Raw genomic sequence first — 18,372 nt, 5'->3', positions numbered from 1 at the left:
CTCTCCCGATGGTCCTGCCCGGCAACACCCATAGGCCCGCGAGCCAGGCGACTCAGGTCGGGCAGCCGGCCCCGACATCACCCAATCAAGTTCAGTAGCTGAAGGTCGGCGGTATGGAGGCCAACACGCGAGTATCGACGGGGCTCCGCATCGCGAGATGTCCGAGGAACTCGCGACATCATCCATCAGAGTGTACGAATGCCGCTGAGTTCGTCTTCCAGTTGCTGCAGGTCCCGCAGTGCCATGGCCGCATGCTGACCGTCACCTATTTGCTGGCAGAGGAGTAGTGCAGTCATCAGGGCGTTCAGAGATTCGTCGAGGCGATGACACTGCTGCAGACTCCGCCCGAGGTTGATCAGGGCCATAGCCTCCCTTCGTACATCGCCCTCCTGCAAGAAAACCTCCGCGGCGGCCGCGTTCAACTCAGCAGCCTGTTCCGGGCGGCCAAGCTCGTGTGCAACGGCGCCCGCATTCACCATGGCCATCGCCTCGCTGTGCCGGTCACCGAGCTCCTCGAACACAGCGGCACCGGTGTCATGGGCATCCATGGCCTCATCGAAACGTTGTGCTGCGGCCAGGGTGTTCCCCAGGTTTCCCCATGCCATGGCTTCGGCGCGGCGGTCTTCGGTGTGCTGCAGTGCCTCGACCGAGGCGGAGTGCGCTGCCACCGCGTCGTCGATACGTTGAGCCCCGGCGAGTGCGACTCCCAGGCTGCTGAGTGCCATCGCTGCGGCGTGCCGAGCGCCCACGCTTTCGAACAAGCTATTGGCCTTCGTAAGGGCGTCGATGGCTGCTTCGCATGCTCCTTGTTCATAAAGAAGGTGCCCGAGCTTGTTGAGCGCCACTGCTTCGATGTAGCTGTCGCCCGCCTTGTGAGCCGCATCAGCCGCCTCGGTGAGATACTCAGCGGCAAGCTCGAAATTGCCCAATTCCTGCAAGGTCGATCCGAGCCCGACGAGCACTGATCCCGCGTCTGCCGTGGTGCCGGCTTCCTGGAACAGGTCGGCGGCGGCAACGGACGCGGCGAGTGCTTCGTCGTAGCGCCAGGCTAGTCGCAAAGCCGTCGCGAGATTGAGCTGTGCAGCCGCCTCCAGGCCGGGCTCGTCGATTCTGTGGGCGATCTGCGCTGCGGTGCGGTGGGCGTTGATAGCGTCGTCGATGCGACGCATCTCCCGGAGAGTGGACCCGAGGTTGTTTAACTCCACCGCCTCGAGACGTGGATCATCGGCGTCCCGAGCGAAGTCGAGGACATGACGATGGGCATCCACAGCCTTGACGAAGTGACGCATTTCCCGGAATGCGATGGCGGCGACTGACAGCGCCTCGGCTTGCTGTCGCAAATTCCCGAGGTCTCCGAACTTTTCGATCGCCCTGTTGCATATTGCCGCCCAGTCCTCGAAGTGGCGGTATGTGTTGAAGTACCAGATCAGGGCGATGTGGAGTTCGCGGTTGACTGGGTGATCCTCAGCCGAAAGCGCCTCGGCAATGAGGTTGGCCCGCTCGGCGTCTAGCCAGGCCACCGCTTCGGAGCGCTCGGTGAACCCGGCCGTAGCGGACTGCTCGACCGACTCGTACCCGTGCTCTGCGGCGGCCTTGGCGGTGACGAGGTAGTGATCCAGAAGGCGGGTCCTGGCAGCATCACGCTGATCAGCCTCGGCTTGGGCGGCACCGTGTTCGGTGGCGAAGAGACGGAGGAGGTCGTGCAGGGACCACCGTTCCTCGGAGGCGGATTGCAGGAGATGCACACGAGCGAGGTCGGCCAAGCAACGCCGGGCATCGGGCTGCCCCAGCAGAGCGGTTGCCGATGCCGTCGAAATGTCCGGGCCCGAGGCCACCGAGAGCAGCCGGAACGCCCGCGCCTGCCTGTCAGAAAGGTGCCGGTAGGACAGTTCGAACGCCGCACGGACGGCCAAGGGGCGATCTTCTCCCTCGTACTGCATCACGTCCAGGCGTGTCCGCACGCCGTCGAGTTCGTCGGCCTGATCGCTCAACGGCCGTTCCGGTTCGTCCCGCAGAAGCGCGGCGATGATCCGAAGTGCCAGCGGAAGTTGTCCGCACAGGTCAGCCAGACGTCGCGCTGCTTCCGGCTGGCCGGTCATTCGCTCATCGGTTGTGCCGCGTGTCCGCAAGGCCGCTTCCAGGAGGGCGACGGCCTCTCCTTGTTCCAAGGGATGCAGGTCGATGTGGTGGGCCGCGAGCATGGACAGTTTGTGGCGCGAGGTCACCAAGGCACGGTGCGGAGGCGCCGGCAGCAGCCCTTCGATCTGCTGGAGAGTGCGGACGTTGTCCAGCACCATCAACAGGGGACGCCCGCGCTGGGCCAGGTCGTTGAGCAGAAGCCGCAGAGCGTCCTGCTTCTCGCTCGGTGTGGGGGGTATTTCCTTGGCTCTGACGCCGAGCGCCCGCAGAAACTGATCAGCTGCCGCGCAGGAGTCGAGGGCGTCGCTGTGGCTGTAGCCGTGTAGGTCGGCGAAGAGGATCCCTCCGGGAAACCAGCGGCGTTCAAGGGCTTGGTGAGCTCCCTGGATGGCAAGAGCTGTCTTGCCGACCCCCGGCATGCCCGCCACGGATGAGACGACGATCGCCGACTCGGCTGCGCAGCCGTCAGGGTCCAGCCAGTCCAGCAGTTCCTCCAGCACGGCCATTCGGCCAGTGAATGCGGCCACGCGTGGAGGTAGTGTCACCGGCCCGACGGGCGTGGCCGCAGGCGCGGCTGTACGGGGGCGCCCGCCGCGTGCAGCGGAACGCTCCTCCTGTGCGCGGGTGAGGAGTTGCTCCCACCACTCCTTCGACCGGGCCGCGTATCCGCCGCCTTCTTGCACCGCCCTGCCCTGTAAAAATGCCGCCAGAACGCTGAAGTAGGGGGCTTGCCTCGTGCCGGGGACTGTCTTCCTCGTCAGCCAGTCGCTGATCGTCGACTTGGAGATGATGAGGCGGCGTTGCTGTTGGCTGCCCAGCGCCACCAATCTCTCGAGGGTCGGCCTCCGTGCCTCCTCGTACACCTTGTGCAACTCATCCCAGAATCGCTCGGCGTGTTCCCCCATGGACATGCCCCGCCTTCCGGATCCACTCCGATTCCGGACGATATACCCGACCGGACGCCAAAACAGCCGTTTCTACCAGGCATGTTGGACATCGGAGCGGACCGGATGTCGCCGGAATCCCTCCGGAAGGGGGCTCATGGCACCAGCTCGGCAGCGATCGGCTGCCGACTCTGTACCCATCAGGGAGAGGTCGTCATGAACCGCAAGATCACGGTCAAGCGCGAGACGCGTTCCGAAGCTCTGACGTTGATTGCGCGCATCATTGCCGGTGCCGCGTCCGGCACTATGCGGGCGTTGGTCGGCTGGTGGCTCGACCGCTGAGTAATGTCCCGACCGAGCTGCGTGATCTGCCGGGGAGCAGGCCACCCTGGCAACTGCCGCCGGGTATCGGGCTGTCGGGAGTAACCGCCTGCCGCCGGTTTACGGAATGGAGCGAGGCCCGGGTGTGGGCCAAGCTCGACCGCCTGGTCCTGGACGAACTCGGTTCCAGGTGTGGCCACGAAGATGATCGCGGCCAGCACCTCACGGCCCTCTCGCCAACGATGTCCACCACCCTGCGGGCGTTCCGGAGCCGGTGGAACGACCCGCTGGAACAGCTCCCACAGGTCTTCTGGCGCCGACCGTTCGACAAGCGCAGCGGTCATCGCCTCAGATTGCCGCAAGATCACGCCAACTGAAATGGCGTCTAATGCGATGACGCTGCGCAGCTGGGCTGCGGTGAAGTCTCGGGCCAACGACGCTGGTCTCAGCGACGAGCAGGTGGAGGAGAGCATGTACATGCTCGCCGAGCGGGACTACGTTGACGTGACGCTTCGGGCCAGCGGCGCCCATGACTATCACCTGACCCGAAAGGGCTACCGCGCCGGGATCTCCACCGTGCTACCGAAAGCCGAGGAGCACCGCCGAGCGGTCATCGCCGAGCTTGTCAACGACCAGCCGACGAGTAGCGCGGTCATCGATTGCCTCGCCGCACGCACAGAAACTCCGCCCCTGGTGGTGGAGCAGATTCTTAACGATCTTCAGGCCCAAGGAAAGCTGTCTTACGGACGCTATATGGGAAATTCGAGCAGGCTGCACTCGGTCAGCGCGACGCTCCGGCGACTTCTGAACTAGCGCCACCAGGCGTTGAAGACGGCACTCCACGCCTCAAATGGATGCAGATGCTCCGGCTTCAAGTCGGCTCGGCCTGCTGGTACCCATCATATATTCCAAGTGCAGGTGCGCGGTATTCCTCCGCCGCACGAAGACGTAGGGGGGTATGCCTCAGCGGCTGGCGACCGGCTGAACGACCTGTAGGCGGCGTGGATCAGCGTTTGATGCGCCCGCGGATGGCGAGGGCTCCGAGGGCGAGCAGCGTGGGTTCGAGGAGGCGTGAGGCCATCTCGATGTAAGTGCCGGCGGTGGTGAGGTTTTGCCCGGAGGAGCGGAAGATCACCGAGTTGACGGCGACGAGGGTGGCTTTCTCCGCGCGGGTCCAGGTCATGCGCTGCGACCATGTGGCTTTCAGGGCGGGGTTAGGGGTGCTGGTGGTGAGGCTGATGTCGCTGCCGTGGAGAGTCCCCGCGGTAACGGGGTCGGGGGTATGGGTAGGTAGGCCGACACCCATAAGGAGCAGCACAGTTAGCGACATCGCGGCGAGCAGCCAGGTGAACGCGCGGGAGGCACGCAGGCCGTAGCCGGACAGCAGCCAGTAGCCCCACAGCAGATGCCGTTCGCCTTTCGGGGTGCCGGTGCGGTCGTGGCGGCGCATCTCGCACTCGCCGTAGTAGAAGTCGGCGGCTCCGGGTTCGTTCTTGCCGTCCTCGAAAGCTTTGCGCAGTTGGCGGTAGAGGGCAGCGACGTCTTCGGGGTCGGGTGTGAGATCGGGGTCGGGATGGTGGGGGCCGGGATGCCACTGCCGTGTTGTGTTGGTGATACCTGAGGGTGGGGTGGGCAGGTCGGCGGTCTGCGCGCGCCAATGGTGTTCCTCCGCCAGCGTGCGTCGGCGGGTCCACCGCGCTGGCCAGATTCCGCGATGCTGCCAGCCGGTGGGGGTGGGTGCGAAGGTGCAGCGGCCTTCCAGGCGTAGTTGGTCGAGGTGGAAGGCTCCGGAGAACAGACAGTCACTCAGATCCGTGTCGGTCAGGACCAGGTGCGCGGCGTCCACGCCCTGTACCGAAGCCACTCTTACTCCTGCTGAGCCGGAGAAGCCGTTCTCCTCGGCGGCTCGGCCGAAGTTGGTGGTGAAGGGAATTGGGTGGGCGGTGACTGCTGCTGGGGCTGACAACACCGCATGGCTGAAATTTGCTGTGGCGTAGCGCAAGCGCACGGTTGCCGTCGCCTCCCACCGAGTCCTCACGCAGTACACCTCACGCGCTGCGATCTCCAACGTTACTGGCACCCCGAACACGGCACCTGACAGATCCAACGCCCCCGAGCAGACAATCGGTCCCAGCCACGAGTTAGCCAAGAACTGCACCTTGACGAACCCGGCGGTGCCGGAGAATTGCGCCTCGCCGAATCGGACATCGCTGGAGAACTGTGCCTCGTCGAACCGAGCGTCACCGGAGAACTCTGCCTCGGCAAATTCGGCGTCACTACAGAATTGCGCCCCGCCGAAAACGGCACCACCGTAGAATCGCGTCCTGACGAACCTGGCGGTGGACGAGAACTCCGCTTCGGTAAAATCGGCGTCGCCGTCGAACTGCGCCTCGGCAAAACCGGCGATGCCCGTGAACTGTGCTTTATTGAATCGGGTGTCGCCGGTGAACTGTACCTCGCCGAATCCGGCGCCACTTGAGAAGCGTGCCTTGACGAATCCAGCGGTGCCGGAGAATTGCGCCTCGCCGAACCAGGCAGTGCTGAAGAACTCCGCCTCGTCAAACCGAGCGTCACCGGAGAACTCCGCCCGTCCGAATCCGGCGTCGCTGGTGAACTGCACCGCTTCGAACCCGGCGCTACCGGAGAACTGTGCGCTGACGAACCCGGCGGTGCCGGAGAATTGCGCCTCGCCGAACCAGGCAGTGCTGGAGAACTTCGCCTCGCCAAACCGGACGTCACCGGAGAACTGCGCCCCTTCGAACCCGGCGGCGCTGGAGAAATGTGCCTTGAAGAAAATGGCGCTGCCAGAGAATTGTGCCCCGCCGAACCAAGCGGCGCCGGAGAACTGCGCCCTGGCAAACCCGGCGATGCCGGAGAACTCCGCTCCTCCAAAACGGGCGTCGCCAGAGAACTGCGCCCCGTCGAATCGGGCGTCACCGGAGAACTGTGCTTCCTCGAACCATGCCTTGCCGAGACGAGGTTTCGCGGTCGTGGGGTCGCGGAGTGCATCAAGGAGCCGGGTCAGAAGCTCTTCAGTTAAGGGGGTGCCGCGGTGGTCGACGTCGGTGCCGGGCGCAAGGCCGGCCAGGTAAGCATCTCGGTCTGCGTCGGTCAGGTGGGCGAGGCACAAGGCGCGGCCTGGAATGCGAATGCCGCGGCAGAAGGGATCGGTGGCGGAGCCCGCGCCTTGAGCGCAGTGCGGCCAGGACAGCGGCACGAGGATATGGGGAGGGGGTGTGCTCATGGCGTGGCTGCTCCACTGTCATGTACTGGTCCGGGTCTCGTCAGGAGGACGAATGGCCGCGCCCGGCCAGTTCCGGCTGGAGAGGCGCAGGCGCACATCGACAGAAGCAAGCCCGCGCTTGCGCTGCCGCGTTGGCGGTGGCACACCGAACGGGGTTCGCTTGGCGTGACGGACGAGAGGGGGTGAGTACGGCGGTGAGGCGCGGCTGGCCAGGTATGCGTTCCAGTCGCGGCAAGCCGGGAACCGATCCGGGAGCCACGTCCCGAACTCGGCTCCCAAGAGGCCCGAGCCGCGATGCGAATCGGGCCCCTGACCTGCCGTTTCTCTGTTGGGGGGATTTGAACCCACGGCCTCTTCGTCCCGAAGCAATCTTGGTAGCGGTGAGGCCAGCAAGGAACGGGGCGCTGACCTGCGCTATCTGTACCTGAAAGTGCGTGGACGTGCGCCGTTGTACGTGGCCCTTGTCATGCACTTAGGCACGCAGGACTGCGACGGGTAGGCACCTCGCGGTCAGCGACGGCTTTCCATCCAGAGGATCAGAACCGTGACTACTCCGCTACCGGCTCGGTAGGCAGCACCCCGGAGAGCCTCGTTGTTGAGGTCTTGGAGGCCGACAGACCAGAGCCGCCGCGCCCAGGCTCGGAGCTTCGTAGATGTCCTGTCTGCGCGGGGTTTACCATCTTTCATGTGCTTCCCTTCTGTCCTTTTGGGTGATGGATGGGTGGCTGCAAGGGAGCCCCCCCGGCCAGTGGCGTAGGAACCGTTGCCGGGACGGGGCTCCTCTTGCGTTGGGCCTCAGTTGACGCCCACTCACATGCCCAAGATTGTGCCATCTGGGGCGAGTTGTCGCCTGCAAGGGTCGCAACTGATGCCTCAAACGGCCTTCCGGGCTCCGGCGGAAGTCGCGCCTGCAAGGCCCGGCTACCCCGTCGTGACGTGGGAAGTTAAGCCGTTGTTGCAAGACATGCAGAGCCGTTTGGAGGCAGACCCGCTGTACCCCCGATCGGGCTGATCGGGGGTACAGCGGGGGTGTTCAGGTGGCCGAAAGCTGATGCCGTCCCGGCCGGTGGCGTAGGCGACGGCCCTCGCGCAGGCCGCGGACGCCGATGACGTGCCTCAATATGACGAAATGGGCCTAGTTTCAAGGTCGTGTCCCGCGACGCGAGGCAGGGAATGAAGCGTGACGCGGTCCGCTTAGGTCTCTGCGGCACGGACAGCGGCGGTCCACGAGGCGCCCCGACAAGGCGAGTTGAATGCTCGATCCGGCGGGACTGCCGTCCCTGACCTGCGGATTCCTTGGCCTAGTGCCACCGAAAAATGTACTTGCGTTTCATAAAATGAGACACGCGTATCGCTGCATGGACGGCCTGCGTGAGAGCCTCCATGAACGCCCCGACCTTCGCGGTCGGGGCGTTCGTGCAACCGGTGACGGTTGGATCACGGTTGGCCTGGGCGAGTAAGTCGAGTTGATGCGTAGCCGGCGCTCCTGGACGTACGTTCCGGCGCATGAGCAATGAGTTGCAGAACGAGCAGGATCGCGCGCTGGTCGAGCTGGCCGCGGAGTAGTTGCTGAAGACCTCGAGCGCGGCATTCCGGGGGCGTTGTCGTGGGCGCGGGTTGAACCTTTGTTTCTCCGCGGATCGTCACCGGAATCGCCCCGGTTGATGAGCGCGTGCGTGGCCCGCCAGGGCGTGTGCGCGGTGCACGATCATGTTGACCGAGCCGCGGTCGCGCTCGATGTGCCCCTCCAGCACAACTGCGGGGGCGCCGAGAACAACCTCGCGTGTGCGGTCCCAGACCGGGGGCGAGAACACCAGGTTGATCATGCCGGTCTCGTCCTCCAGGGCTCCGAACGCCACCCCCTTGGCCGTCGGGGGCCTTTGGATGTACTTGGCCAGTCCGCCGACCTGTACCCGGGTCTGGTCGGCCAGGTCACGGGCCGCGCGTGCGGGCAGCGCGCCGCGCGAGGACAGCAGGGGGCGGAGGTGCTGCGCGGGGTGGGCGGTAGCACTGGCGCCGGAGGCGTCGAGGTCGGCGGCGGTGGTCTCGGCCGCGGTCATGGCCGGCAGCTCCGGCGCGAGTGCCAGGTCGCCCAATCCGGGAAGGACGTCCTGGATCTCGCCGGTGTAGGTGCCAGCGGACCACAGCGCGGTGCGCCGGTCCATGCCGAGCCCGTCGAACGCGCCGGCGGTGGCCAGCTGCTCCATCAGCTTCGCCGGCAGCCGGGTGCGGCGGGCGACGTCGGCCACCGAGCGGAAGGCCGAAGGGCCGCGCGCGGTCAGGATCCGCTCGGCGATCAGCTCACTGATCCCGGTCACCGAGGTCAGTCCTCGGCGGATCGCAGGCCGCCGCGTCGGCTGATCGGCGTGAGGCTCGAGCGTGGCGTGCACGCCGGAGCGCTGGATGTCGACGCTGCGGACCTCGATGCCATGCTGCTTGGCGTCCTGGATAAGGGTCTGGGAGTCGTAGAAACCCATCGGGAGATGCGCCATAATCCCAGCCAGCATGGCGTGCGGATAGTGGTGCTTGACCCAGGCGCTGGCATAGATAATACCCGCCATCGACTGCGCGTGAGATTGCGGAAATCCATAATCCGAAAACGCTTCTATCATGCCGACAATGCGCTCGGAGGCGACGCGGTCGATGCCCTTGCCAGCCATACCGGTGAGCAGCCGGCCGCGCAACTGCGCCACCCTTTCCGGGGAGTTTTTGGCGGCCATTGCCTTACGGAGGCGGTCCGCTTCACCCGGGGTGAAACCTGCGCAGTCTATAGCCAGCGCCATGGCCTGCTCTTGCCACAACGGTACTCCGAGCGTTTTGGACAGTGCAGGCTCGGCGAGCGGATGCGGATAAGTCACCGGCTCCAGACCGGCCCGCCGCCGCAAATAGGGGTGCTTTGATCCCGCCTGAATCGGGCCCGGCCTGATGATCGAGGCGGCCACCGCGAGGTCATCGAAACAGCGCGGCTGCAGTTGCGGCAGCGTCGAGACCTGTGCCCTCGACTCGGCCTGAAAAGACACCGATCGTCCGGCCTGCGGCGATCATGGCATACACGTCCGGGTCGTCCTGCGGGATGGAGGCCATATTCACGGTGATTCCATGGTGTTCGGCGATCAGGTTGCACGCGGTGTGCAGGGCGGCCAACATGCCCAACCCCAGGATGTCGATCTTTAGAAGTCGGGCGGCGGCCACATCGTCTTTATCGCCCTGCAGGACCGAGCGGCCTTCGCGTGTGGCCCATTCGACCGGCATGATGTCCCCGATCGGCTGGCGGGTCAGCATCATCCCTCCGACGTGGACACCCAAATGCCGCGGCAGTGTATGCAGTTGCCCGGCGAGGGAGCGCACATCGTCGGGGATGTCGGCCTCGGGGCCGGGGGGATCGTGGTGGATATGACGGGTCATCTCGTTGATCCGTGCCATCGGATAGCCGAGCGCACGTGCCGAGTCCCTCAGACTCAACCGGGGCTGGTAGGTGATGAGGTTCGCCACCTGGGCGCAGTGCGACCTGCCGTATTTGGTGTAGAGGTACTGGATGACCTCCTCTCGGCGGTCGTTCTCGAAATCGATATCGATGTCCGGGTCGGCCTTTTCCGCGTGCAGGAATCTTTCGAAGAGCAGGCCGTGTTTGAGTGCGTCGACGGACGTGATGCCCAGGGCGTAGCAGACCACTGAGGACGCGGCGCTGCCGCGGCCCTGGCACCAGATCCCCTGCTCGGCCGCGTACTGGGTGATGTCCCAGCAGATCAAGAAGTAGCCTGGCATGCCCATGTTGCAGATGACGGACAGCTCGTAGTCGAGCTGTTTCCAGGCCGCCGCGGCAGAGGGGGCGGTGCGCGGACCGTAGCGGCGGGCACAGCCGGCCTCGGCGAGGTGGCGCAGGTAGCTGTCGGGTGTGTGGCCGGCGGGCACGTCGAAGTCCGGCAGCTGCGGGCGCAGTTTGTTCAGGTCGATGACGCTGCTGCGGGCGAGGTCGACAGTCGATGCGACGGCCTGCGGGTAGCGGGCCATGACGATGCGCATCTCCTCGGCGCTGCGCAGGTGCGCCGTCGGGGCCGGCGGCAGTTCCCCGATGGCGGTGTCGAGGTTCTCGCGGCGGTGCAACGCGGTCAGCGCCGCGGCCAGACGCGCGGAACGCGGAGCCGCGTAGCGGACCGCGTTGGTGGCCACCACCGGCAGCCGCCACCGCTTGGCCGCCGCGTGCAGGGCGGCGTTGCGCGGGCCGTCCTCCGGCAGGCGGTGGTCGACGAGTTCGGCGTGCAGATGGGTGCGGCCGAAGAGTTCGGTCAGCCGGTCGATCCGCGTGTGGAGGGCGTCGGTGTCGTACGCCGCTTCACCGACCGTGGGACAGCCGGTGAGGATCGCCCACTCGCCCTCGTGTGCGGCAGCCGCCAGCGCGTCGAGGTCGTAGAGCGGGGCGTTCTTGGCGCCGGCCAGCTGCCCGGCACTGATCGCCGCGGACAGGCGGGTGAAGCCCAGCAGGCTGCGGGCGAGAACAACGATCGACCCGAGGCTCTGGTCGAGGGTGAGTTCGGCGCCGTAGATGGTGCCGACGCCGTGCTCAACGGCGGCCTGCGCCAGGCGCCTGGCGCCGTAGAGCCCATTGGTGTCGGTGATCGCGATGGCCTCGGTGCCGAGGCGGCCGGCCTCGGCGACCAGCGCCTCCACGTGGTCGGCGCCGAAGAGAAAGGAGGTGGCCGAGTGCACATGCAGCTCCGCCCAGCCGCCGCCGGGCGGTGGCGTGGTGCGTGGATGGGGGAAGCGCAGCACCGTCCCGTGGCGGTCAGCCATAGAGGGCCTCGACCGCCCATCGGCCCTCCCGGATGTGCAGGAGCCAGGCGCGGCCGTCCGCGCACGCGAGCTGCAGCCGAGCCAGGCGGCGGGCCTGGGCGGGGATCCACCAGTCCTCCAGCACCGGCCACGGTCCGGTCCACCCGGTCACCGCGACCGGCGCGACGCCGTCGATGGACAGCGCGGCCGGGGGCTGGGAGAGCAGAGCGCGTCCGCTTACCCCGACCGGGCTGCCATCCGCCGCCAGCAGCCGGGCGGGGCGCGGGGTGGGATAGACGACGGCCGGATGCGGGGCCGGCAGCCGCCCCGGCCACGTCCCCTCCACCCGGGGGCGCGAGCGCGCGTCGCCATAGGGGATGGTCACGACCCGCTCGCCCGGGCCACGCCCGCCGGCGAGTTCCTGGCGCACCACCGCGCGGTGCCCGAGCATCGCCTGCAGCTGTCCCGCGGCGTGCTCCAGCTCCTGCGGCGCGATCCGCGGCCCGAACAGCAGCGACTGCCTGTCGGTCGCTGCCGACAGTCCCTCCGGGACCAGCCGCAGTGTGGTGATCCCCGCCGCGGCGGCATCGAGCTGCCCGGTCTCGGCCCAGGCGGAGATCTGCCAGCGCACCCGCTCGGCCACCGCCAGCGCCGAGAGCCGCCCCTCGTGCCGCCACAGCCGCGACAGACGCAGCCCGGTCGCGAGCCCCACTTCGACCTGCAGCCTGGCGCACACCGCGCCGACCCGCGCGAGGCGGGCGTGTCGCTGTTCGGCGAGCGCTTTGGCGATGAATGCGACCGGCTCGAGGTTGTCCTCGGCCGGCTCGAACGCCTGCGTCACGCTGTAGTCCTGCTCCGCCCCGGACACGTTCAGCGGCCGGGCCTCCAGGCCCCGGGCGGTGCGCTGGGCCGCGGCGGCATCCTGCCCGAACCGGGCCAGCACCCGCTCGCCCGGCAGTGCCGCGAACGCCCCCAACGTGGCGATGCCCAGGCGGGGCAGCAGCTGAGACAGCCGCGGTCGGCCCAGCACCCCCACCGGATACGGGGCCAGAAAGGCCGCGGTCTGCCCGATCGGCACCAGCTGGCCGGCCTGAGGGGCGCGCACCGCCAGAGCGGCGGCGAACACGCTCCGCCGCCCCGGTACGCGCCTCGATCCCGGCTTCCGCCAGCACGGTGGTGATCTGCTCGGCCAGGGCGTCCTCGCCGCCGAAGTACCGGGCGGGCCCGCGGGCGGGCAGGGCGACCAGACCCGGCCGCAGGACCTCCATGTGCGGGGCGATTCGCTTCTCCAGCAGCCGCAGCACTGGCTCGAACGCCCGCATCTCCCCTTCGGGATCGCGGTCGAGCAGTCTGAGCTGGGGGCAGCGTCCAGATGCCTGCCGTACCCGCATCCCGCGCTTCACACCCTGGCGGCGAGCCGCCTTCGAACAGGCCACCACCCGCTCCCGCGCGACGATCGCCACCGGCTCCGCATGATCCGCACCCGCGGCCACCACGGGCCAGTCCATCGCCCAGATCACTAGCGCACGCACGTTCTCCGGACTATTCATCTGATGCAACACCCCGCCTGCAACGTCCGGTTCGCGACGTCGGGCACGGAGCGGTGTGCTGTCGCCACGACCTGCAGGGTTGCCCCAACGCTGGCCCTAGCACAACAATGTTGCATCTGATGCAACAGCGGGAGGTGGTATGCGCCGACTGGACATGCCGGGCGCGGCGCACCTGGTGCTCGCCGAGGGGGTGATCCATCTCGACGAGGCCGCAGCCGTGTTCGAGGCGATGCTGGAGGGCTGGGCGAGGCAGCAGCAGAGCCGGTTCCTGCAGCCCACAATGATCAATCCGCGGTTGTCGCTGCTGCGGCGCTTCCGGGACTTCAGCGGCGACTACCCGTGGAGCTGGGGACCCGGCGATGTCGAGGACTTCACCGTGGCGCTGTGCGCCAAGCAGCGAGCGCACTCGACGATCCGGGGCTACCAGATGGACGTGGGCTTGTTCTGCGACTACCTCGTCGATGCCCGCTACGGCTGGCAGGCGACGTGCCTGGAACGCTTCGGCCAGGCCCCAGTACAGATCTGCCACGAGTACAACACCGTCGCCCATCTGAATGAGTACGAGGGCCGTCCCGAGCGGCGGCCGATGACGCACGAGGAGCTGCAGGCGTTCTTCGATCATGCGGATGCCCGGGTGCAGCGGATCGTGGACAGGGGCCGTAAGGGCGCGATGGCGGCGTTGCGGGACGCGATGCTGTTCAAGGTCAAGTACGCCTGGGGGCTGCGCCGTCGGGAGCTGGTCCGCCTGGACCTTCCGGATCTGCGGCCGAATCCGCACGTGCAGGAGTGGGGCCGGTACGGGTCGCTGCACGTGCGCTACGGCAAGGCGGTGCGCGGCAGTCCGCCACGCCGGCGCACCGTGCTGAGCGTGCCGGAGTTCGACTGGGCGATCGAGGGCCTGACCCAGTGGGTGGAGGAGGCCCGGCCGCGGATGCGCGGGGCGGGGCATCCGGCGTTGTGGCTGACCGAACGGGCCAGCCGGGTGTCGGTGGACTACGTGGACACGCGGTTCGCCGAGCTGCGCGACGAACTCGGCCTGGACAAGGCCCTGGTGCCACATTGCCTGCGCCACAGCTACATCACTCACTTGATCGAGTTCGGTTATCCGGAACAGTTCGTGCGCGAGCAGGTCGGCCACCGCAGTGCGTCGGCGACGGCGATCTACACCTCGGTGAGCAACGACTTCAAAAACCAGATACTGGCCCGGGCATTGGCCCGGGTCTACGCACCACAAGGAGGCGGCCCGCGATGACGCGGAAGATGACCTTTCACTGGCACCTGCGGCAGCTGATGGCCGCCCGGGGCATGTTCCAGACCTCCGAGCTGGTGCCACGGCTCGCCGAGCGGGGCGTGCACCTGTCCCGTGAGCAGGTCTACCGGCTGGTGACCCAGCCGCCCCAGCGGCTGAACATGGAGGTCTTCGTTGCCCTGTGCGACATCCTGACCTGCACACCCAACGACCTCATCGAACCGTTCGAACTCCCGCAGTCCCAGCGCCAGGACGCCGCGGTCGGCGACCAGCATGCCGGGAGCACCGGCGTCGGTGAGCTGCGGCCGGTACGCGCCCGGATCGTCAAGCCGCCCGAGGAGTCGAACTGAGCTACCAGCGGCCCCGCGGGCGCTGCACAGAGTGCCGGCGTGACGGGCTGGAGCTGCGCCTGGTCGGCGAGAGCGGCGGGTTGTGCAAGGCGTGCTACGCGCGACGGCGCCAGGAGCCGTGCATTCGCTGCGGACGGCTTCGGCCGGTGAACCGGCGCCTGGCCGAGGGGCCGCTGTGCCTGCGCTGCTACCGGCACGAGCCGGACGTGCAGGTGATCTGTATCCGCTGCGGCCGACGCAGCTGGGCCGACTCGCGCACGCCGGACGGCCCGTTGTGCGGCAGCTGCAGCCCACGCCGGCTGGTGCGCTGCGCACGCTGCCGGAACGTGCGCCCAGTCTTCCGCGTCGACCTGCCCGACAGCCCGATCTGTAAGCACTGCTACGGGGCGCTGTGCCGCACGGTGCACCCCTGCCCGAGCTGCGAGCAGCCCACCGTGGTGATCTTCCCCGACCCGCGGGCACCGGGGCGGCGGGTGTGCGCCAGGTGCGCCGGGCGCCGTTCACCGTTCGCCTGCCGGCGATGCGGCAGCGAGGAGCACCACTACGGGCGCCACTGCGCGGCGTGCGTGCTGGCCGAGCGCGCCACCGTGCTGCTCACCGCCCCGGATGGGGAGGTGCACCCACGGCTGCAGCCGGCGCTCGATGCGCTCCTGGCCGTCGAGCGGCCCAAGTCGACGATCTACTGGATGCAGATCAGCAAGGCCGCTGTCCTGCTTGGAGACATGGCCGCCGGACGGTGCCGATCAGCCACGAGAGCTTGGACGCCCTGCCGCGCACGGGCTGGGCGGACTTCCTGCGCGACTTCCTCGTCGTCGTGGGTGTCCTCCCCGAGCGCCAGCTCCACCTGGCCCGCCTGGCGCCGTGGCTGGACAGTCTGCTCGCCGACCGGCCGGCCGAGCAGGCTCGCATCGTGCGCACCTACGCCACGTGGCAGGTTCTGCGAAGGCTGCACGCCAGCTCCGCTACCGCGCCCGTCAGCTACGCCCGGGCGCACCGCGCCCGCTCCTGCATCAGCCGCGCCGCCGACCTGCTGGCCTGGCTGGAGCAGCGCGGGCAGGACCTGCCCACCTTGCGTCAGGCAGATCTGGATCAGTGGCTGCGCGAGGCCCCCGGTGGGCGCAACTACGTAGCGCCGTTCCTGACCTGGGCGCGCTCCCGCCGGCTGACCGGCGACGTGACCGTGCACCGGCCGCCGGAGAGCGAGCCGACCGCGGGGATCGATCACGACGACCGCTGGGCGCTGGTGAACGAGCTGCTGCACACCCAGCATGCGGCCATCGAGCTGCGCGTCGCCGGCCTGTTCGTCCTGCTCTTCGCCCAGCCGCTGTCCCGGATCAGCACTCTCACGGTCGGGGACGTACACCTGGGAGACCGCCGCGTCGAAGTCCGCTTCGGTACGGACATGATCGTCCTGCCGGATCCGCTGGCCGACCTGGTCCGCGACCTGGTCGGCCGCCGCGGCCACTCCAGCTACCCCGATCAGCAGCGCACCTGGCTCTTCCCCGGCGGCGCCCCCGGCCGACCACTCACCGATCTCGCCCTGGGCCGGCGCCTTCGCGATCTCGGAATGCCCCGCATCCGCAGCGCACGCAACAGCGCCCTGATGCATCTGGCGGCCCAGCTGCCGTCGCCGATCCTGGCCAGCCTGCTCGGCCTGCTCGGCCTGCTCGGCCTGCACCCAAGCCGCGCCGCCGCCTGGGGAAATCTGGCCAAACGCGACTGGGCCGCCTACACCGCGCACCGCGCACACCGACCAGACCGGCGCGACAGCACGGACTCGTAGGGCGCCCGCCTGCCTCCGCAGGCCAACCTGTCTCGGCGATCGTTTCCTCACAGCACGAGAATCGGATATTTGTTCGATCCAGGCAAGGTGGCCAGCCGGTATTCACCTGATTGGCAACAAGCCGCACCGCAGGTCGATCCAACTGACCTTCTGGTACGTGCTGTTGGCGAGGGGGCGCGTCGCGGGAGTGGTGCACGGCGCAAATCGAACGAACGCGGACCGAGCGTTGTTGTTGGCCGGCGGACGGCCTCCATCAACCGCCGTATGGCAGAACTGCGCCTGACCCGCGCAGCCCTGCACGAGCCGGCGCAACGAGCCGCCGACACCGAGCCGGCCTCGTGCACCTGCGCGGATACCTGCCGCATCATCAGCCCTCGTGCGCGAGACGCCTCGCCGCAAGCGATCCAGGCAGCGAGTCGCGAGCCGCGCGTGGGGGTGTGCTGATCCGGACCGTGGCATCGCAACTGCCCGGCCGGGAGTGCGGGCAAGCACCCGGCTTCCCCGGTTATCGCAACATCCATGTGGGCCTGCAGCGGCGGGAGCGGTGCGAGGAACTCCTCGACCTGCAGGGGAGGTGCTGCTGGTTTCGCTGTCTCAGCCGTGGGGATTGAGTAGCTGATGTCCGGTTTCGAGGCCGGACAGGACGGGGGCCTGCAATGCCGGACACGCATGGCACAGGCGATGACTGGCTGGACCTGGCGGACGCGATCATGTTGCTGCGCAACCAGATCGTCAGCGCCCAGTCCCGCATCGCGGATCCCAATGGGCAGGGGGACCGGGGCGTTCGCTTCGGGCTGGGGGAGATCACCGTGGAGCTCGGCATGGAGCTGGGCCGGAACACGGGGGCGGACGGTTCGCTGCGGTTCGCCGTCGTGGGCGTTGGAGCCGCTCTCGGCGGAAAGCGCGAGAGGACCGAGACCACCACCCACAGGGTCACGGTGCGCCTGAACCCGCACACGCCGGACGGCCGCCCGAGCGAGGTCGGGGACCGGGAATAGCGACCAGCGCGGACAGCAAGGCGAGATCCAGGGGGCGTGGGGCATGGGGGAGTTGGACCGGCTGGTACAGGTGCGCCTGCGCCCGCCAGGGGAAGGGGACAACCCGTACTTCGGCAGTGGCTACATGGTGGGGCCGCGGCTGGTTCTGACAGCCGCTCATATCCTGGGCGCCGACGGGTCCGTCCCTCGGCGGGGAGCGATCACGGTCTGTCGGTCGGGCTCTCTGTCTGCTGAGCCTGCCAGTGGTACGGACCGGGAGTTCCCGGCGACCGTGCGCTGGTACCACAAGGACAAAGACGTGGATGCGGCACTGGTCGAGGTCGACGACACCGACGGCTGGCCCGTGCCCGAGTCCCTCCAGGACACCGGCACCCGCCCGCCGCAGCGCTGGGGCCGCCTCATCGGCACCCGCCCGCACCCGGTGAGCCTGTTCGGCTATCCCCGCATGTACAGGGAATCCGGCCCTGGCCCTCGCCGGGGCATGCAGCTTGACGGGCGCATCTCCCCCACCAGCGAATACCTGGCTGGCCGCTACGAGATCACCAGCACCGATCCCACCCTCAAGCCGGACCTGGAGCCAGCCTCGCCCTTGACCCGCTGGTCGGGCATGTCCGGGGCTGCGGCGCTGGCCTACAGTCGCGACGGCGACCTGCTGTGCGGCGTCACCCGCTACGACCTCAAAGCCGACGGCGGCACCATCCTCACCGCCACCCCCACCAGCAGCCTCCTGGCCGCCCCCGGATTCCGCGCTGCCCTCACCCGCCACACCGGCTGGACCCCGGCCCTGGAACCGGTCGAACCCGCCCACCTGCTCGCCCCCGCAGCCCTCCACCGCGACCTGCGCTCCCCGGCCATGCTACTGCGCGCCGACACCGAGGCAGTCGCCTTCCACGGCCGCGACAGCGAACTGCAGCGCCTGCGGGCCTGGTGCAAAACCGGCCCCGGTGCTCTGTCCGTCCAGGCGATCACCGGCCCCGGCGGACAGGGCAAGACCCGCCTGGCCCGCCGCCTGGCCGGCCTCCTGGACGAACAGGACTGGGCAGAGTTCGGCCGTCCTAGGTGGGTTATCGGGCACGTGCACTCC

At 68.0% G+C, this 18,372-nt stretch carries 12 protein-coding genes and 3 pseudogenes; 7 read left to right on the top strand and 8 right to left on the bottom strand.

Annotated features, from left to right (window positions below; translation table 11 throughout):
* Positions 1-185: 185 nt before the first annotated feature.
* Positions 186-3,044: an ATP-binding protein gene (locus tag IH68_RS51045; RefSeq protein ID WP_159403867.1), complete on the bottom strand. Its 2,859-nt coding sequence runs from the start codon at positions 3,042-3,044 to the stop codon at positions 186-188.
* 195 nt (positions 3,045-3,239) lie between these two features.
* Between IH68_RS51045 and IH68_RS59335 the strand changes: the two genes are divergently transcribed.
* Entirely contained in the window at positions 3,240-3,365 is a 126-nt protein-coding gene (locus IH68_RS59335; protein WP_267883794.1) for a hypothetical protein, read from the top strand.
* A 149-nt stretch (positions 3,366-3,514) separates the two neighbouring features.
* On the opposite strand, the pseudogene IH68_RS56000 reads toward IH68_RS59335, so the two are convergent.
* Positions 3,515-3,688: pseudogene (locus IH68_RS56000) on the bottom strand (IS5/IS1182 family transposase); the annotation flags it as partial.
* Positions 3,689-3,737: 49 nt separating this feature from the next.
* Here IH68_RS56000 and IH68_RS0146685 point away from each other — a divergent pair.
* Positions 3,738-4,157, top strand: a complete 420-nt coding sequence (locus tag IH68_RS0146685) for a hypothetical protein (RefSeq protein ID WP_159403866.1) — start codon at positions 3,738-3,740, stop codon at positions 4,155-4,157.
* Between the two features lie 193 nt (positions 4,158-4,350).
* On the opposite strand, the gene IH68_RS0146680 is transcribed toward IH68_RS0146685, so the two are convergent.
* From IH68_RS0146680 to IH68_RS58845, 5 genes and pseudogenes are all read right to left on the bottom strand, one after another.
* The gene (locus IH68_RS0146680; RefSeq protein ID WP_051834096.1) at positions 4,351-6,588 is read right to left on the bottom strand and encodes a pentapeptide repeat-containing protein; all 2,238 of its coding nucleotides are present in this window, start codon (positions 6,586-6,588) and stop codon (positions 4,351-4,353) included.
* 1,643 nt (positions 6,589-8,231) lie between these two features.
* The gene (locus IH68_RS59330; RefSeq protein WP_267883793.1) at positions 8,232-9,608 is read right to left on the bottom strand and encodes a hypothetical protein; all 1,377 of its coding nucleotides are present in this window, start codon (positions 9,606-9,608) and stop codon (positions 8,232-8,234) included.
* The gene (locus tag IH68_RS52220; protein ID WP_037886452.1) at positions 9,538-11,379 is read right to left on the bottom strand and encodes a PHP domain-containing protein; all 1,842 of its coding nucleotides are present in this window, start codon (positions 11,377-11,379) and stop codon (positions 9,538-9,540) included. The genes IH68_RS59330 and IH68_RS52220 overlap by 71 nt, the downstream gene beginning before the upstream one ends.
* The gene (locus tag IH68_RS51030; protein ID WP_234341826.1) at positions 11,372-12,484 is read right to left on the bottom strand and encodes a DNA polymerase Y family protein; all 1,113 of its coding nucleotides are present in this window, start codon (positions 12,482-12,484) and stop codon (positions 11,372-11,374) included. Before IH68_RS51030 ends, IH68_RS52220 begins: the two co-directional genes overlap by 8 nt.
* Positions 12,485-12,545: 61 nt before the next feature.
* Positions 12,546-12,866, bottom strand: a pseudogene (locus IH68_RS58845) (DNA polymerase Y family protein); the annotation flags it as partial.
* Positions 12,867-13,047: 181 nt separating this feature from the next.
* Here IH68_RS58845 and IH68_RS0146665 point away from each other — a divergent pair.
* The 5 genes and pseudogenes from IH68_RS0146665 to IH68_RS60060 form a co-directional block, all read left to right on the top strand.
* Positions 13,048-14,160, top strand: coding sequence for a tyrosine-type recombinase/integrase (locus IH68_RS0146665; protein WP_030949337.1), 1,113 nt, complete (start codon positions 13,048-13,050; stop codon positions 14,158-14,160).
* On the top strand, positions 14,157-14,507 hold the full coding sequence (locus tag IH68_RS0146660) for a helix-turn-helix domain-containing protein (protein ID WP_030949335.1): 351 nt from the start codon (positions 14,157-14,159) through the stop codon (positions 14,505-14,507). The genes IH68_RS0146665 and IH68_RS0146660 overlap by 4 nt, the downstream gene beginning before the upstream one ends.
* Before the next feature lie 757 nt (positions 14,508-15,264).
* Positions 15,265-16,290, top strand: coding sequence for a hypothetical protein (locus tag IH68_RS0146655; RefSeq protein WP_159403865.1), 1,026 nt, complete (start codon positions 15,265-15,267; stop codon positions 16,288-16,290).
* Between the two features lie 656 nt (positions 16,291-16,946).
* Positions 16,947-17,288 carry a trypco2 family protein gene (locus tag IH68_RS0146650; RefSeq protein ID WP_030949327.1) on the top strand — a complete coding sequence of 114 codons (342 nt, stop codon included), beginning with the start codon at positions 16,947-16,949 and terminating at the stop codon, positions 17,286-17,288.
* Positions 17,289-17,331: 43 nt separating this feature from the next.
* Positions 17,332-17,907: pseudogene (locus IH68_RS60060) on the top strand (trypsin-like peptidase domain-containing protein); the annotation flags it as partial.
* 237 nt (positions 17,908-18,144) lie between these two features.
* On the opposite strand, the gene IH68_RS55995 reads toward IH68_RS60060, so the two are convergent.
* A complete protein-coding gene (locus tag IH68_RS55995) occupies positions 18,145-18,363 on the bottom strand; it encodes a hypothetical protein (RefSeq protein WP_159403864.1) in 219 nt (72 codons plus the stop codon).
* Positions 18,364-18,372: the final 9 nt, after the last annotated feature.

Origin of the sequence: Streptomyces sp. NRRL S-646 (genome assembly GCF_000720765.1) — a bacterium.
In the GTDB taxonomy this organism is placed as follows: Bacteria; Actinomycetota; Actinomycetes; order Streptomycetales; family Streptomycetaceae; genus Streptomyces.
The sequence above is the reverse complement of the archived record's forward strand: the minus strand, read 5'-3'. Positions and strand labels throughout refer to the sequence as shown.

Excerpts from the sequence above, each read along its gene's own strand:
- IH68_RS51045 (WP_159403867.1), bottom strand. The coding sequence starts at position 3,044 with ATGGGGGAACACGCCGAGCGATTCTGGGATGAGTTGCACAAGGTGTAC.
- IH68_RS59335 (WP_267883794.1), top strand. The coding sequence starts at position 3,240 with ATGAACCGCAAGATCACGGTCAAGCGCGAGACGCGTTCCGAAGCTCTG.
- IH68_RS0146685 (WP_159403866.1), top strand. The coding sequence starts at position 3,738 with ATGACGCTGCGCAGCTGGGCTGCGGTGAAGTCTCGGGCCAACGACGCT.
- IH68_RS0146680 (WP_051834096.1), bottom strand. The coding sequence starts at position 6,588 with ATGAGCACACCCCCTCCCCATATCCTCGTGCCGCTGTCCTGGCCGCAC.
- IH68_RS52220 (WP_037886452.1), bottom strand. The coding sequence starts at position 11,379 with ATGGCTGACCGCCACGGGACGGTGCTGCGCTTCCCCCATCCACGCACC.
- IH68_RS0146665 (WP_030949337.1), top strand. The coding sequence starts at position 13,048 with ATGCGCCGACTGGACATGCCGGGCGCGGCGCACCTGGTGCTCGCCGAG.
- IH68_RS0146660 (WP_030949335.1), top strand. The coding sequence starts at position 14,157 with ATGACGCGGAAGATGACCTTTCACTGGCACCTGCGGCAGCTGATGGCC.
- IH68_RS0146650 (WP_030949327.1), top strand. The coding sequence starts at position 16,947 with ATGCCGGACACGCATGGCACAGGCGATGACTGGCTGGACCTGGCGGAC.